Annotated in this window: 15 protein-coding genes; 5 read left to right on the forward strand and 10 right to left on the reverse strand. The window is 70.5% G+C overall.

The annotated features are described in order from the left end of the window. Positions 1 to 33: 33 nt before the first annotated feature. Entirely contained in the window at positions 34 to 774 is a 741-nt protein-coding gene (locus ACX25U_RS10815; RefSeq protein WP_454390981.1) for a DsbA family protein, read from the forward strand. Continuing rightward, positions 771 to 1,631 carry a cytochrome c biogenesis CcdA family protein gene (locus tag ACX25U_RS10820; protein ID WP_454390983.1) on the forward strand — a complete coding sequence of 287 codons (861 nt, stop codon included), beginning with the start codon at positions 771 to 773 and terminating at the stop codon, positions 1,629 to 1,631. Before ACX25U_RS10815 ends, ACX25U_RS10820 begins: the two co-directional genes overlap by 4 nt. On the opposite strand, the gene mnmA is transcribed toward ACX25U_RS10820, so the two are convergent. After that, on the reverse strand, positions 1,632 to 2,768 hold the full coding sequence (mnmA, locus tag ACX25U_RS10825) for a tRNA 2-thiouridine(34) synthase MnmA (protein ID WP_454390985.1): 1,137 nt from the start codon (positions 2,766 to 2,768) through the stop codon (positions 1,632 to 1,634). 60 nt (positions 2,769 to 2,828) lie between these two features. Between mnmA and ACX25U_RS10830 the strand changes: the two genes are divergently transcribed. Further along, entirely contained in the window at positions 2,829 to 3,566 is a 738-nt protein-coding gene (locus ACX25U_RS10830; protein WP_454390987.1) for an N-acetylmuramoyl-L-alanine amidase, read from the forward strand. Between the two features lie 5 nt (positions 3,567 to 3,571). Here ACX25U_RS10830 and ACX25U_RS10835 read toward each other — a convergent pair whose 3' ends face one another. The 3 genes from ACX25U_RS10835 to ACX25U_RS10845 all read right to left on the reverse strand — a co-directional run bounded on the left by ACX25U_RS10835 (position 3,572) and on the right by ACX25U_RS10845 (position 5,497). Beyond that, positions 3,572 to 4,741 (reverse strand): cysteine desulfurase family protein, encoded by a 1,170-nt coding sequence (locus ACX25U_RS10835; protein WP_454390989.1) that lies wholly within the window; start codon positions 4,739 to 4,741, stop codon positions 3,572 to 3,574. Positions 4,742 to 5,018: 277 nt separating this feature from the next. Next, positions 5,019 to 5,285, reverse strand: coding sequence for a DUF4190 domain-containing protein (locus tag ACX25U_RS10840; protein WP_454390991.1), 267 nt, complete (start codon positions 5,283 to 5,285; stop codon positions 5,019 to 5,021). 47 nt (positions 5,286 to 5,332) lie between these two features. After that, positions 5,333 to 5,497 (reverse strand): hypothetical protein, encoded by a 165-nt coding sequence (locus ACX25U_RS10845; RefSeq protein ID WP_454390993.1) that lies wholly within the window; start codon positions 5,495 to 5,497, stop codon positions 5,333 to 5,335. A 110-nt stretch (positions 5,498 to 5,607) separates the two neighbouring features. Between ACX25U_RS10845 and ACX25U_RS10850 the strand changes: the two genes are divergently transcribed. Beyond that, complete coding sequence (locus ACX25U_RS10850; RefSeq protein ID WP_454390995.1) at positions 5,608 to 6,234, forward strand: TetR family transcriptional regulator; 627 nt, start codon at positions 5,608 to 5,610, stop codon at positions 6,232 to 6,234. A gap of 3 nt (positions 6,235 to 6,237) precedes the next feature. On the opposite strand, the gene ACX25U_RS10855 is transcribed toward ACX25U_RS10850, so the two are convergent. Next, a complete protein-coding gene (locus ACX25U_RS10855; protein WP_454390997.1) occupies positions 6,238 to 7,098 on the reverse strand; it encodes a thioesterase family protein in 861 nt (286 codons plus the stop codon). Between the two features lie 169 nt (positions 7,099 to 7,267). On the opposite strand from ACX25U_RS10855, the gene ACX25U_RS10860 reads away from it, so the two are divergent. Next, positions 7,268 to 8,506, forward strand: a complete 1,239-nt coding sequence (locus ACX25U_RS10860; RefSeq protein WP_454390999.1) for an alpha/beta hydrolase — start codon at positions 7,268 to 7,270, stop codon at positions 8,504 to 8,506. On the opposite strand, the gene ACX25U_RS10865 is transcribed toward ACX25U_RS10860, so the two are convergent. From ACX25U_RS10865 to ACX25U_RS10885, 5 genes are all read right to left on the reverse strand, one after another. After that, positions 8,415 to 9,071: a trimeric intracellular cation channel family protein gene (locus tag ACX25U_RS10865; protein ID WP_454391001.1), complete on the reverse strand. Its 657-nt coding sequence runs from the start codon at positions 9,069 to 9,071 to the stop codon at positions 8,415 to 8,417. The genes ACX25U_RS10860 and ACX25U_RS10865 overlap by 92 nt on opposite strands. A gap of 25 nt (positions 9,072 to 9,096) precedes the next feature. After that, a complete protein-coding gene (locus ACX25U_RS10870; protein WP_454391003.1) occupies positions 9,097 to 10,413 on the reverse strand; it encodes an ABC transporter ATP-binding protein in 1,317 nt (438 codons plus the stop codon). A 5-nt stretch (positions 10,414 to 10,418) separates the two neighbouring features. After that, entirely contained in the window at positions 10,419 to 11,516 is a 1,098-nt protein-coding gene (locus ACX25U_RS10875; RefSeq protein ID WP_454391005.1) for an ABC transporter ATP-binding protein, read from the reverse strand. Then, positions 11,513 to 12,511 carry an ABC transporter permease gene (locus ACX25U_RS10880; RefSeq protein ID WP_454391007.1) on the reverse strand — a complete coding sequence of 333 codons (999 nt, stop codon included), beginning with the start codon at positions 12,509 to 12,511 and terminating at the stop codon, positions 11,513 to 11,515. Before ACX25U_RS10880 ends, ACX25U_RS10875 begins: the two co-directional genes overlap by 4 nt. 110 nt (positions 12,512 to 12,621) lie before the next feature. Continuing rightward, positions 12,622 to 14,424 (reverse strand): ABC transporter substrate-binding protein, encoded by a 1,803-nt coding sequence (locus ACX25U_RS10885; RefSeq protein ID WP_454391009.1) that lies wholly within the window; start codon positions 14,422 to 14,424, stop codon positions 12,622 to 12,624. Positions 14,425 to 14,473: the final 49 nt, after the last annotated feature.

The raw sequence follows: 14,473 nt of genomic DNA on the forward strand, positions 1-14,473 counted from the left end.
TCCCTCCTTCCGCACATTTCACTTCGGAGTGCCATGTCTCCCTCTCTTCGTGCCCGTCGTCGCCGTCTGGTCCTGATCACCGCGGTGAGCGGCGCGGCGGCCGTCCTCGCCTCGACCATTGCCCTCACCGGCACGTCCGGCGGCCCGAGTGCCGAGAAGGCCCCGACGTCCTCCTCGGCCGCCGTCCCCGACGAACGAGAGGCGTCGCTGCTCGCTCTGGCCCGCCGGAAGGCCGAGGATCCGCTGGCCAAGGGGAAGGCCGACGCCCCCGTCGTGATGATCGTCTACTCGGACTTCCAGTGCCCCTTCTGCGGCAGGTTCGCCCGCGAGACCGAACCCGAGCTCGTCCGCGAGTACGTGGACAAGGGCGTGCTGCGCATCGAGTGGCGCAACTTCCCCGTGTTCGGCGACGAGTCGGAACGGGCCGCGCGGGCCGCCTGGGCCGCCGGACAGCAGGGCAGGTTCTGGCAGTTCCACGACGTCGTCTTCGGAAAGCCGCGGGAGCGCGACCAGGGCCAGTTCTCCGCCATACGCCTGCGGGACATGGCCCGTGAGGCGGGCGTCGCCGATCTCGACCGCTTCGGCACCGACATGGAGTCGGAGGCCGCGGGCGAGGCAGTGAGCACGGACCAGGAGGAGGGGTACGGCCTGGGGGTGTCCAGCACGCCCGCCTTCCTCGTCAACACCACGCCGGTCCTGGGCGCCCAGCCGCTGACCGCCTTCACCGTCGCCGTCGAGAAGGCGGCCGAGGAAGCCGGGGCAGCGGCGCGATGAGCGGGATCACCGCCGCCACCGCCCTCCTCGGCGGGCTGCTCGCCCTGCTCAGCCCCTGCAGCGCGCTGCTGCTGCCGGCGTTCTTCGCGTACTCCTTCACGACGCGCACGCGCCTGCTCCTGCGCACCGCCGTCTTCTACGCGGGGCTGTGCGTGACGCTGGTGCCGCTCGGGGTGGCCGGCTCCTTCGCGAGCCGGCTGTTCTACGGGCACCGCGGGACGCTGGTCGCCGTCGGCGGCTGGACGCTGATCGCGCTGGGGCTCGCGCAGATCCTGGGGCTCGGATTCGGCTCCCGCCGGCTGCAGCGGGCGGCGGGAGCACGCCGGACGGGATCCGCCCTGTCCGTCTTCGCCCTGGGTGCCGTCTACGGTCTGGCCGGCTTCTGCGCCGGTCCCATCCTGGGCGGCATCCTCACGGTGGCCGCGCTCGACGGCAGTCCGCTGCACGGCGGTGTGCTGCTGGCGCTCTACGCGCTGGGCATGGCGGTGCCGATGTTCGTCCTGGCGATGCTGTGGGACCGCTACGACCTCGGGCGCCGGCGCTGGCTGAGGGGGTGGGCCCTGCGGCTGGGTCCCCTGACCGTGCACTCCACCTCGCTCGTCGGCGGGTGCGTCTTCGTGCTGCTCGGAGCCGTGTTCCTGCTGTTCGACGGTACGTCCGCGCTGCCCTCGCTGCTCGGTGTCGACACCGAGGCGGCGTGGGAACAGGGAGCGACGCGCATCGGGGAAGCCGTCTCCGACCGCTTCCTCGCACTGGTGGCGGCCCTGGCCGCGGCCGTCACGGCCGCGGTGGCCGCCCTGCGGCTGCGCCGGCTGACGCGGCAGCACAGCGGGGACGAGGCCGACCCGTCCCCGTGATCAGACCGCGGTGGCCGCGTCACTCGCGCGGACCGTGGACGCGATGGTCGCCGAGCCCACCACGCGCGTGCCGTCGTACAGGACGATCGCCTGGCCGGGGGCCACGCCGCGGACGGGCTCGCTGAAGGTGACCCGGAGTTCGCCGTCGACGAGCTCTGCCGTGACCTCGGTCTCGCCGCCGTGGGCACGCAGCTGGGCCGTGTAGGTGCCGGGGCCGGACGGGGCCGTGCCGCACCAGCGGGGCCTGATGGCCGTGAGGGCGGTGACGTCGAGGGCGGAGGCGGGGCCGACCGTGACCGTGTTGGTCACCGGGGAGATGTCCAGGACGTAGCGCGGCTTGCCGTCGGGGGCCGGGGTGCCGATGCGCAGGCCCTTGCGCTGGCCGATGGTGAAGCCGTACGCGCCCTCGTGGGTGCCGACGACCGTGCCCGACTCGTCGACGATGTCGCCCTCCGCCTTGCCCAGGCGGCGGGCCAGGAAGCCCTGGGTGTCGCCGTCGGCGATGAAGCAGATGTCGTGCGAGTCGGGCTTCTTGGCGACGGCTAGGCCCCGGCGCTCGGCCTCCGCGCGGATCTCGTCCTTGGTGGTGACCGTGTCGCCCAGGGGGAACATCGCGTGCGCGAGCTGCTTCTCGTCCAGGACGCCGAGGACGTACGACTGGTCCTTGGCCATGTCGGAGGCGCGGTGCAGCTCGCGGGTGCCGTCGGGCAGCGTCGCCACGCGCGCGTAGTGGCCGGTGCACACCGCGTCGAAGCCCAGTGCCAGCGCCTTGTCCAGCAGCGCGGCGAACTTGATCTTCTCGTTGCAGCGCAGGCACGGGTTCGGGGTGCGGCCGGCCTCGTACTCGGCGACGAAGTCCTCCACCACGTCCTCGCGGAAGCGCTCGGCGAGGTCCCAGACGTAGAACGGGATGCCGATGACGTCCGCGGCGCGGCGGGCGTCGCGCGAGTCCTCGATGGTGCAGCAGCCCCGCGCGCCCGTGCGGAAGGACTGCGGGTTCGCGGAGAGCGCGAGGTGGACGCCGGTGACGTCGTGGCCGGCCTCCGCGGCGCGCGCGGCGGCGACGGCGGAGTCGACCCCGCCCGACATGGCGGCGAGGACGCGGAGGGGACGGGTGCGCTGCGGAGTGTCAGTCATAGCCCTTCCAGGGTACGGGGGCGCGGGAACCGGGGCCGCCGGATATCCGTTGAAGATCACATGGGGGCGAAGAAACAGGAAGCGAACCGGCGGCCGGGGCGGCGGGCGCTGCTCATCGGCGCGGCGGCGGTGGTCGTGGGCGGGGCCGCGCTGGAGCGCAGCGGGCTGTCCCGGCTGTGGTGGCGGCTGCCGGGCGCGCAGAAGCCGCGGGTGGAGGGCGCGGTGGACTTCGGGGGCGCCCGGTGGGTGGAGGCCTCCCCGGCGAACTACCGGCGGGCGGACCGCCCGGACGACTACCGGATCGACCGGGTCGTCGTCCATGTCACGCAGGGCAGCTACGCGAGCGCGGTGAAGGTCTTCCAGGACCCGGGGCACGGGGCCGCCGCGCACTACATCGTCCGCAAGGACGGGCATGTCACGCAGATGATCCGCGAGCTGGACGTGGCCTTCCACGCGGGCAACCGGGGGTACAACGAGCGGAGCGTCGGCATCGAGCACGAGGGTTTCGTCGACGACGCCTCGTCCTTCACGGACGCGATGTACGCCGCCTCGGCGCGGCTGACGGCCCGGATCTGCGCGCGGTACGGGATACCCGTCGACCGGGAGCACATCATCGGCCACGTGGAGGTGCCGGGCGCCGACCACACGGACCCGGGACGGCACTGGGACTGGGGCCGGTACATACGGCTGGTCCGCGCGGCGCACTCCCCCGAGCTCTCGGCTTCTCCCCCAGGTTCTCGACTTCGCTCGAACAGGGGGGACCCCCATGAGCAGGGGGGATCCCCATCGCGGACCTGACCGGGTTACGTCAGTCCCGCCGCGCGGGCGCGTTCCACGGCGGGGCCGATGGCCTTGGCGACCGCCTCGACGTCGGCCCGGGTGGAGGTGTGGCCGAGGGAGAAGCGCAGGGTGCCGCGGGCGAGGTCCGGGTCGGCGCCGGTGGCGAGCAGGACGTGGCTGGGCTGGGCGACGCCCGCGGTGCAGGCGGAGCCGGTCGAGCACTCGATGCCCTGGGCGTCCAGCAGGAGCAGCAGGGAGTCGCCCTCGCAGCCGGGGAAGGTGAAGTGGGCGTTGGCGGGCAGGCGGCCCTCCGGTGCGGGGTCGCCGCCGAGGACCGCGGCCGGGACCGCCGCGCGCACCGCCTCGATCAGCTCGTCGCGCAGGGCGCCGATCTCCCGGGCGAACCACTCGCGCCGCTCGGCGGCGACCCGGCCGGCCACGGCGAAGGAGGCGATCGCGGGGACGTCGAGGGTGCCGGAGCGTACGTGCCGCTCCTGACCGCCGCCGTGCAGGACGGGTACGGGGCTGTGGTCGCGTCCCAGGATCAGCGCGCCGATGCCGTAGGGCCCGCCGATCTTGTGGCCGGAGACCGTCATCGCGGCCAGTCCCGAGGCGGCGAAGTCGACCGGGACCTGGCCCAGGGCCTGCACCGCATCGGCGTGCAGCGGGACGTCGAACTCGGCGGCCACGTCGGCGAGTTCGCGGACCGGCAGCAGCGTGCCGATCTCGTTGTTGGCCCACATCACGGTGGCGAGGGCGACATCGGCGGGGTTGCGGGCGATGGCCTCGCGCAGTGCCTCGGGGTGGACGCGGCCGTAGGAGTCGACCGGGAGGTACTCGACGGTGGCGCCCTCGTGCTCGCCGAGCCAGTGGACGGCGTCGAGGACGGCGTGGTGCTCGACGGGGCTGGCCAGTATGCGGGTGCGCGCCGGGTCGGCGTTGCGGCGGGCCCAGTACAGGCCCTTGACGGCGAGGTTGTCGGCCTCGGTGCCGCCGGAGGTGAAGACGACCTCGCTGGGGCGGGCGCCGAGGGCTTCGGCGAGGATTTCGCGGGACTCCTCGACCGTGCGGCGGGCCCGACGGCCGGATGCGTGGAGGGAGGAGGCGTTGCCGGTGACGCCCAGCGCGGCGGTCAGCGCCTCTGCCGCCTCCGGGAGCATGGGGGTGGTCGCGGCGTGGTCGAGGTAAGCCATGGTGAGACCGATTCTACGGGGCGCCTGTCCATGGCCTCGGGCCAAGCCCGCGCCGAGTCGCAGCGAGGCGGGCGCCCGGGGCCTGTCCGGCGGATCATGCCGCAGACGCGGGGTCCGGCACTTCCCCGAGCTCTTCGGGCAGGGGACCCCATCGCCCCCGCTCACCTGGGCGGATGGCCGACCGCCGGTTTCCTGCGACTTGATCCGCCGGACAGGCCCTGGCCCGAGGTGGGGGGCGCGGCACTCCGGAGTCACCGCCCATGGCGGCGACAGCCCTCTAGAAGCTCCAGGACACCGTGTTGTCCGCCTGCATGAAGGCCAGGAGGACCAGGATGTCGGCGATGCCGAGGGCCAGGCCGAGGAAGGCGCGGCCGCGGCGGGTGGTGCCGCGCCACAGGGCGACGCCGGCCAGGGCGATGGCGACGGGGCCGAGGAACAGGTTGAGGACGAGCAGGCCGAGCAGGCCGAGGACGAAGGACGCGACGGCCATGCCGTCGGCGTCGCGCGTACCGGTGCGGCGCGTGGCCGGTGCGGTGAGGTGCATGGTGGGTCTGCTCCCGACGGTCGTAGGGGCGGGACGGCGGACGAACCTCAGTGGGACGTGCCGCGCCGGCGGGCGTGGCGCTCGCGGAGCGCGAAGACGCCGAGCCAGACGGCGATGACGACGGCGGCGGCGATCGTGAAGTCGAGCGGCGCGTGGGCCACGGTGCCCATGACGACGCCGAGCAGCAGCAGTGCGGCGACGAGGAACAGCATGAGTCGGATCCCCCTTCGGTGAACGCTTGTAGGTACATTTGTTCACTGACTTCCCAGCCTAGCGCGCCGACGGCTTGGAAACCCCGGAGAACAGTTGTTGACTGGATGGCATGAGTCACACCCTCGGTGTCCGGCAGGCCCAGAAGCAGAAGACCCGACGAGCCCTTCTGGACGCGGCGCTGGAGCTGCTGGAGGAGCAGAGCCTGAGCAGCCTGGGCCTGCGCGAGGTGACACGTGCCGTCGGTGTCGCCCCGACCGCCTTCTACCGGCACTTCCGCTCCACGGCGGATCTCGGCGTGGCCCTGGTCGAGGAGGCGCTGGGCAGCCTGCACCCGATGATCCGGACGACGGTGTCCACGGCGGACGACAGCGAGCAACGCATCACGCGCGCCGTCGGGTTGATCGCCCGCCACGTGGACGCCCACCCCGCTCACGTCCGTTTCATCGCGCGGGAGCGGCACGGCGGGGTGCAGCCGGTGCGGGAGGCCGTCCGGGGGCAACTGGCCCGGTTCGCCCGGGAGGTGAAGGACGAGCTCGCCAAGGATCCCCAGTCCGCGGGGTGGAACGACGACGACCTGCTCATGCTCGCCCACCTGTACGTCGACCAGATGCTGATCACCGCCTCGCTCTTCCTGGAGGCGCTCGACGCTCCGGAGGAGGAGCGCGAGCGCGTCACCCAGGTGGCGACCCGGCAGCTGCGGCTGATCAGCATCGGCCGCCGTCACTGGCCGGCCTGACCGTCAGCCCAGCCTGACCCGTGCGAGCTGCCGGGACTGCGCCACCAGCCGGTCGGCGCTGTCCCAGACCTCGGCGTCCTCCTCCAGGAAGCCGCCGGCGAGGTTGCGGGTGGTGATGGAGACGCGCAGCGGGCCCGGTGCCGGGCGGCAGCGGACGTGCACGGTCAGTTCGACGGTCGGCACCCAGCCCTTGATGCCGAGCTCGAAGGCGGTCGGGGGCAGCGCGTCCACGGCGAGCAGCAGGGAGAGCGGGTCGTGGTCCCGGCCGTCGGCGAGGCCGAACCAGGCCCGCATCTCGCCGTTGCCGGAGGGCGAGCCGAGCGCCCAGCCGAGGGTGGCCGGGTCCAGCTTGAGCATCAGGCGGTCGGTGATGGCCGAGCTGCCGGGTACCGGGGCCGGACCGTCCTGGGGACCGAAGCACTGGCCCATCGGCGGGATCGCGGGCGGCTTCGCCGTGGTGCGTACGTCGTCGGGCAGGTCGTCGAGGTCGCCGTAGGAGGCCAGGACGCGGATGCGCTCCACCTCGCGGCCGTCCTCGTCGTACTGGAAGAGGGAGGCCTGGCCGGTGGAGAGGGTGCGGCCGGTGCGGGCCACGTCCGTGCGCACGACGGCCGGCCCGGGCTGGGACGCCGTGAGATAGTGGGCCGAGACGGTGAAGGGGTCCGGGTGCGGCAGGGCGTCCGCGAGGGCACGACCGAGGACGGCCAGCAGATAGCCGCCGTTGACGGCGTTGATGATGGTCCAGCCGGCGGAGAGCTCGGTGTCGTACACGCCGGGGGCGCGCTGGGCGACCGCGGTGTCACGGTCGAACTCGCTGTCGCCGATCGTGGCCCGCGCGGTCGGGGCGGTGGCTGCTTCTGACATGGGTGAACGGTACAACAGGAAATTACTAAGCGGTAGCTTTGGCTTCCTCGCTGTACAAGGGCCTTGCGCCCGTACAAGGAGCAGCACCCCGAGTGAGGACCCGGCAATTTCTCGGTAAGCGTCCGTACCCGTCCGTGACCCGAGGGCCCCGTTTCCCCTCTATCAGGACATGAGCCTCACCGGGACTGCGTTCCTGTACACCGCCGTCGCACTGGCCGTGGTCGCCCTGGCCCTGCCGTTCGTCCTGTGGACGCGTCTGAGGGGCCCCCGGGTGCTGCGCGCCGCCCTGCGGGCGCTGATGCTGCTGTTCGCCCAGGCCACGGCCATCACCCTGGTCTTCGTACTGGTGAACAACGCCAACAACCTGTACGACAACTGGGCCGACCTGCTCGGCACGGGCAACCATGTGCAGCAGGCCGCCGACCTCGGCACCGACGGCACCGGAGGCATCGCCTACCGCAAACTGCCCACGGTCCGGCAGAAGTTCACCCAGGCCGACGGGCCCGGGATGCACGCGGCCGGCGGGGTCAGGGTCACGCAGCTGAAGGGCCGGGTCTCGGGGGTGAGCGCCGAGGTCTACGTCTGGCTGCCGCCGCAGTACGACGAGCCGGCGTACAGGAACAAGAAGTTCCCGGTCGTGGAGCTGCTCTCCGGCTACCCGGGCTCGGCGAAGGCATGGTTCGGCACCCTGAAGGTGCACGAGCAGCTCGAGCCGCTGATGAGAAGCGGCCACGTCGCCCCGTTCATACTGGTGTCGCCGCGCACGAACCTGATCGCCAAGATCGACACGGGCTGCGCCAACGTCCCGGGCACCGTGAACGCCGACACCTGGCTGAGCATCGACGTACCGAAGATGGTCACGGACAACTTCCGCGCCCGGCCCGCCCCGAACGGCTGGGCGACCGCCGGCTACTCCGCGGGCGCCCACTGCGCGACCAAGCTCGCCGTCGCCCACCCCGACCGCTACCGGGCCGCGGTGAGCCTGTCCGGATACAACGACCCGATCGGTCAGCCCAATTCGCTCGCCAACGAGAACCTCGGGCTGCGGCGCGCGAACAACCCCTACGTCCTGCTGACGAAGTACCGCACGCCGCCGCGCATCGCGCTCTACCTCTCGGGCCAGCCCGGCGACGGGTACCAGGCGGGCGTCGCCCTGGAGCGGATCGCGAAGCCGCCGACCACCGTGCGCGTGGTCTACCTGCCGCGCAGCGCGGGCGGTCACAGCATGGCGCTGTGGCGGCCGCAGGTGCCGGCGGTGTTCCGCTGGCTGACCATGGAGCTGGGGCAGAAGTCCGCCCACCACGCCGAAGCGGGCCTCACTCCTCCCGTACCGTCGAGCGCCGGTTCCAGGCCCGCGGAGCTCGCCAGTGGTAACGCATCGCGAGCAGGCGCAGGGCGAAGGCGGTGAACGCGGCGAGGCTGCTGGTGAACGGGTTCACCGCGTCGTAGTGGATGCACAGCGCCACGATGGTGGCGCCGACGATCGCTGGGACCGCGTACAGGTCGCGGTCCCAGCGCAGCAATGACGGCACCTCGTTGGCGAGTACGTCCCGCAGCACACCGCCGCCCACGGCGGTGGCCAGGCCGAGCGTCGCGGACGAGGTGAGGCTGAGTCCGTAGGCGTACGCCTTGGTCGTACCGGCCACGCAGAACAGGCCGAGGCCGGCCGCGTCGAAGACGTACACCGCTCTCTGGATGCGCTCCACGTGCGGGTGCAGGAAGAAGACCACCAACGTGGCGAGCAGCGGGGTGAGGAAGTACCCGAGATCCGTGAACGCGGCCGGGGGTACGGCCCCGATGACGAGGTCGCGGAACAGCCCTCCGCCCAGCGCGGTGACCTCGGCGAGGACGGCCATGCCGAAGACGTCGAAGTTCTTGCGGACGGCCAGCAGCGCGCCGGAGATGGCGAACGCGAAGATGCCGAACAGATCGAGCGTGTGCTGGACGGAGGGGCTGAACAGTTGCTGAAGCACCCCCCATTCTTACAAGCGGGGTGCGCTACTTGTCGGTCGCCTCCTCGGAGGCCTCGGAGGACCCAGCGGCCTCGGAGGGCTCCGCCTCGGAGGACCCAGCGGCCTCGGAGGGCTCCGCCTCGGAGGACCCAGCGGCCTCCGCGGTCCCCACCTCCGCGGCCACCGCCGCCGAGGTCGCCGCCGACTCCGCCAGGACCTCGTCGGCCACCAGCTCCGCGGCCTCCTTGGCGGCCGACAGCAGCACGGTGTCCTGCGGGGCCTGGTCCTCGAAGTTCTCCGGGTGGTGGCAGGCCACCCGCTGACCGGGCTTCAGCTCCTTGAGCGGCGGCTCGGTCGTGCGGCAGACCTCGGTCGCCTTCCAGCACCGGGTGTGGAAGCGGCAGCCGCTCGGCGGGGCGATCGGCGAGGGCACGTCGCCCTTGAGCAGGATGCGCTCGCTCTTGACGTTCTTGCGCTTGGGGTCCGGGATCGGGACGGCCGACATCAGCGCCTTGGTGTACGGGTGCATCGGCGCCTTGTAGAGCGACTCGCGGTCGGCCAGCTCCACGATCTTGCCGAGGTACATCACCGCGATCCGGTCCGAGACGTGCCGGACGACCGACAGGTCATGGGCGATGATCACGTACGTCAGGCCCAGCTCCTGCTGGAGGTCGTCGAGCAGGTTGACGACCTGCGCCTGGATCGACACGTCCAGCGCGGAGACCGGCTCGTCCGCGACGACCAGCTTCGGGTTGAGCGCGAGCGCCCGGGCGATGCCGATGCGCTGGCGCTGACCGCCGGAGAACTCGTGCGGATAGCGGTTGTAGTGCTCGGGGTTGAGGCCGACCACCGACAGCAGCCGCTGCACTTCCTTCTTGATCCCGCCCTCGGGCTCGACGCCCTGGAGCCGGAAGGGGGCGCCGACGATCGTGCCGATGGTGTGGCGCGGGTTCAGCGACGAGTACGGGTCCTGGAAGATCATCTGCACGTCGCGGCGCAGCGGGCGCATGCCGCCGACACCGAGGTGCGTGATGTCCTTGCCCTCGAACTCGACCTTCCCCGCGGTCGGTTCGAGCAGCCGGGTGATCAGCCGGCCCATCGTCGACTTGCCGCAGCCGGACTCGCCCACGACACCGAGGGTCTCGCCGGAGCGGACCTCGAAGTCGATGCCGTCGACCGCGCGCACCGCGCCGACCTGACGCTGCAGCAGGCCCTTCTTGATGGGGAAGTGCTTCTGCAGGCCGGTCACCTTCAGCAGGACCTCGCCCGGGGCGGCGTCCTTGGTGAGGGTGGCCGCACCGGAGGCCTTGGCCTCGGCGCCGTCGCTCTGTGCAGGGATGCTCACTGCGTTGTCCTCTGCCATCTCACTCACAGCTTCGGCGCAATCTCTTCGGTCCAGATCCGCTCCCGCTGCTCCTGCGTCATGTGGCAGGCGGCCCAGTGCTTGCTGCCGACCTCGGTCAGCTCGGGGCGGACCGTGCGGGTGACGTTGTCCTTCGGGATGTCGGCGTACGGGCAGCGCGGGTTGAAGGCGCAGCCGGACGGTACGTTGATCAGGGAGGGCGGGGAGCCCTTGACCGGGATGAGCCGGTCCTGCTGCTCACGGTCCAGCCGCGGCATGGAGCCGAGCAGGCCCCAGGTGTAGGGGTGCCGGGGCTCGTAGAACACCTTCTCGGCCGGGCCCCGCTCGACGCAGCGGCCGCCGTACATCACCAGGATGTCGTCGGCGAGTTCGGCGACGACGCCCAGGTCGTGGGTGATGACGATGACCGCGGAGCCGAACTCCTTCTGCAGATCGCGGATCAGGTCGAGGATCTGCGCCTGCACGGTGACGTCCAGGGCGGTGGTCGGCTCGTCCGCGATGAGCAGTTCCGGGTTGTTGACCAGCGACATCGCGATCATGGCGCGCTGGCGCATGCCGCCGGAGAACTCGTGCGGGTAGCTGTCGACCCGCTTGTCCGGCTGCGGGATGCCCACCCGCTCGAGCATCTCGATCGCCCGCCTGCGGGCGGTCTTCTTGTCGACGTCGTGGTGGATCCGGTACGCCTCCACGATCTGCTGGCCGATCGTGTAGTACGGGTGCAGCGCGGACAGCGGGTCCTGGAAGATCATCGCCATCTCACGGCCGCGCAGCTTGCGCACGTGGTCGGGGTCGGCGGACAGCAGTTCGGTGCCGTTCAGCCAGATCTCGCCGGAGAGCTGCGCCTTGCGCTTGCCGTACTGGCCGGTGGTGTGCAGACCCATGATGCCGAGCGAGGTCACCGACTTGCCGGAGCCCGACTCGCCCACGATGCCGAGGGTCTTGCCCTTCTCCAGTGTGAAGCTGAGCCCGTCGACGGACTTCACCAGGCCGTCGTCGGTGGGGAAGTGCACCTTCAGGTCGCGCACTTCCAGGAAGGCCGTCGGGGCGGGCGAGGCGGAGGTGGGCTCTCCCACGGCCGCGCCGCTCTTGCTGAGTTCGGTCATGCGAGCCTCACTCGGGGGTCGATCACGGCGTACAGGAGGTCCACCACGAGGTTGGCGATGAGCACCGCGAGAGAGGTGATCAGGACGACGCCCAGGATGATGGGCAGATCCTGGTTCTTGATGGCGTTGAGCACCGCCTGGCCGAGGCCGGGCAGGCTGAACGTGGTCTCGGTCAGGATCGCGCCGCCGATGAGGGCGCCGAGGTCCATGCCGAGCATGGTCAGGATGGGTGTCATCGTCGAGCGCATGGCGTGCTTGCCGATGACGGTCTTCTCCCGCAGACCCTTGGCACGGGCGGTGCGGATGTAGTCCTCACCGAGGATCTCCAGCATGGTGGCGCGGGTGATACGGGCGTACATCGCCGCGTAGAGGAACGCCAGGGTGATCCAGGGCAGGATCATGCCGCCGATCCACCCGCTGAAGCTGTCGCCGAGGGGGACGTACTCCCCGTTGATCCAGCGCAGGCCGAACGCGAAGATCGCCAGGCTGAGCATGCCGGTGAAGTAGATGGGAAGCGAGACGCCGCCGAGGGCGACCAGCATCGCACCGCGGTCCCACAGGCTGCCCCGCTTGAGCGCCGAGAGCACACCCGCCGAGACACCGAAGATCAGCCACAGCACGGCGGCACCGAGCGCCAGTCCCAGGGTCACCGGGAAGCGGTCGGTCAGCACCGGCCAGACGGCCTGCTCGCTCTTGAACGAGTAGCCGAAGCACGGCGCGGAGCAGTGGATGACGTCGCCGCCGCCCGAGTAGGTGCGGCCGACGAAGATGGCCTTGAAGAACTCCCAGACCTGAAGGTAGATCGGGTCGCTCAGGCCCAGCTTCTCCCGCACCCCTTGTACGGCGGCCGGGTCGGCCTGCTTGCCCACGAAGCTCAGGGCGATGTCGACGCCCGCCCACTTGGGGACGAGGAAGAAGATGCTGAAGACCACCAGGATGATGACCACCAGCATCACGGCGGCGGCGAACAGCCGCCTGATGAGGTAAGCGAGCACAGCTTACGGCCCGCCGCGGGACCGCGGCCCGCCGGATGTTTTCCGGGGTCCGCGGTCCCACCGCGCCGGCCTTCACCTGCCTTTCGTGCCGTACGGCGGGTGTGCCGGGTTTACTTCGCGGACTTCAGGCCGAGGTTGACGAAGTCGTACTGACCGCTGTAGCCGTCCGACGTGTAGACGTTCGCCAGGCGGCTGGAGCGCCAGTTGATGAACTTCTCGAAGACGAAGGGCAGGTAGTAGCCGCCCTCCATGACCTTGTGGTTGATCTGCGTGGCGATCTCGGTCTTCTTGGCGTCGTCGAGCTCGTTGACGTAGTCGTCGAAGAGGCCGTCGATCTTCTTGTCCTTGATCAGAGCGTAGTTGTTGTTACCGCTCTGCAGGATGTACTTGCTGTTCCACAGCGGCAGACCGTAGCCCTGGACGGACGGGAAGTCCGGGCCCCAGCCCATGATGATGATGCCGTAGCCCTTCTTCTTCACGTTCGAGGGGCTACCGATGATGCCGGCGGTCTGCGAGCCGTCGTACTGGTCGATCTGGACGTCGACGCCGATCTTCTTCAGCGACGCCTGGAGCGACTCCGCGGTGGCCACCTCGACCGGCTTGTTGTTGCGGACGGCGATGGTGGTCTTGAAGCCGTTCGGCTTGCCGCAGGCCTTCAGCTCCTCCTTGGCCTTCTCGACGTTGCCGTTCTTGTTGGCGCCGGCCAGCTCGAACGGGTCGTACTTCTGGCCCTCGGCACCCGGCACCGACGGCGGCAGCATGTTGGTGCCGATCTCACCGCCGGCGACCGGGCCACCGCGCGCCGTCTGCAGCGACACGTGGTCCGCGCCGTAGATCACGGCGTTGCGGCAGTGGATGTTGTCGAACGGCTTCACGCTCTGCGGGAAGACCGCGTAACGGACGTAGCCGGAGACCGGGTTGTCCAGGTTGCCCTTGTGCTGCTTCAGGGCGGTCTGGCGGCCCTGCGGCGACATGCCGGTCTGGTTCAGGTCCAGGTCGTAGTCACCGGCGATCAGACGCTGGTCCAGGTCGTTGGCGTTCGAGAAGAACTTGATGGTGATCTCGTCCGGGTACGCCTTGCGGATCGGGTCCGAGTCCTGCTTCCACTCGGTGTTGCGGACGAGCTTCAGGTCCTTGCCCGGGCTGTACGACTCGAACTTGTACGGGCCCGAGGAGAAGGGGTGCAGACCGTACTTGGACTTGGTGTCCTTGTCCTGGCGGACCGGGGACGCCGAGATCAGGGACAGCATCTGCTCGAAGTCCGAGTTGGCCCTCGGCAGGCGGAAGACGATGGTCTTGTCGTCCGGCGTCTCGATCGCCTTCAGACCCAGGTGCTCCTTGTCCTTGTCCTTGTAGGGGCCCTGGTACTTGCCCTCCGGGTCCAGGACCTCCTTCAGGTAGGTCGGGCCGCCGGACAGCACGTCCTGCGCCCAGACGCGCTCGATGCCGTACTTGACGTCCTTGGAGGTGATCGGCTTGCCGTCCTCCCACGTGATGCCGTCGCGCAGCGTGTACGTGTAGGTCTTGCCGCCGTCGGTGACCTTGGCGAGATCCGTGGCGAGGTCCGGGGTCACCTGGGCGCCGGCCTTGCCGGGCTCCGCCTTGTTCGTGACCAGCTGGCGGCTGTAGTAGCGGGCGAAGTTCCACATCATGCCGTAGTAGCCGCGCGTGGTGTCCCACGAGTCCGCGTCCTGGGCGGCACCGAACTTCAGCGTGCCGCCCTTCTTGGCCAGCGAGGCCTGGGCGACCTTGTTGTTGGCTGCGTCGAAGCCGGCGGCACCGCTCTTCGAACCGCCGCCGCCGTTGTCGTCCTTGCCACCGCCGCCGCACGCCGCCGTGGTCAGCAGCGCGGCGACCACGGCCGCAGCGGCCATGGCCTGCTTGCGCCGCCCTGAGGTGCGTTGGGTAGTCACGATCTCGGATCCTCCGGATTAGATGAGAGACCCCGTGTAAGTGCCACGG

This window comes from Streptomyces sp. JNUCC 63 (assembly GCF_054366325.1).

Coding starts and splice junctions, on each gene's coding strand:
- ACX25U_RS10815 (WP_454390981.1), top strand. CDS start 34: ATGTCTCCCTCTCTTCGTGCCCGTCGTCGCCGTCTGGTCCTGATCACC.
- ACX25U_RS10820 (WP_454390983.1), top strand. CDS start 771: ATGAGCGGGATCACCGCCGCCACCGCCCTCCTCGGCGGGCTGCTCGCC.
- mnmA (WP_454390985.1), bottom strand. CDS start 2,768: ATGACTGACACTCCGCAGCGCACCCGTCCCCTCCGCGTCCTCGCCGCC.
- ACX25U_RS10830 (WP_454390987.1), top strand. CDS start 2,829: ATGGGGGCGAAGAAACAGGAAGCGAACCGGCGGCCGGGGCGGCGGGCG.
- ACX25U_RS10835 (WP_454390989.1), bottom strand. CDS start 4,741: ATGGCTTACCTCGACCACGCCGCGACCACCCCCATGCTCCCGGAGGCG.
- ACX25U_RS10840 (WP_454390991.1), bottom strand. CDS start 5,285: ATGCACCTCACCGCACCGGCCACGCGCCGCACCGGTACGCGCGACGCC.
- ACX25U_RS10845 (WP_454390993.1), bottom strand. CDS start 5,497: ATGCTGTTCCTCGTCGCCGCACTGCTGCTGCTCGGCGTCGTCATGGGC.
- ACX25U_RS10850 (WP_454390995.1), top strand. CDS start 5,608: ATGAGTCACACCCTCGGTGTCCGGCAGGCCCAGAAGCAGAAGACCCGA.
- ACX25U_RS10855 (WP_454390997.1), bottom strand. CDS start 7,098: ATGTCAGAAGCAGCCACCGCCCCGACCGCGCGGGCCACGATCGGCGAC.
- ACX25U_RS10860 (WP_454390999.1), top strand. CDS start 7,268: ATGAGCCTCACCGGGACTGCGTTCCTGTACACCGCCGTCGCACTGGCC.
- ACX25U_RS10870 (WP_454391003.1), bottom strand. CDS start 10,413: ATGGCAGAGGACAACGCAGTGAGCATCCCTGCACAGAGCGACGGCGCC.
- ACX25U_RS10875 (WP_454391005.1), bottom strand. CDS start 11,516: ATGACCGAACTCAGCAAGAGCGGCGCGGCCGTGGGAGAGCCCACCTCC.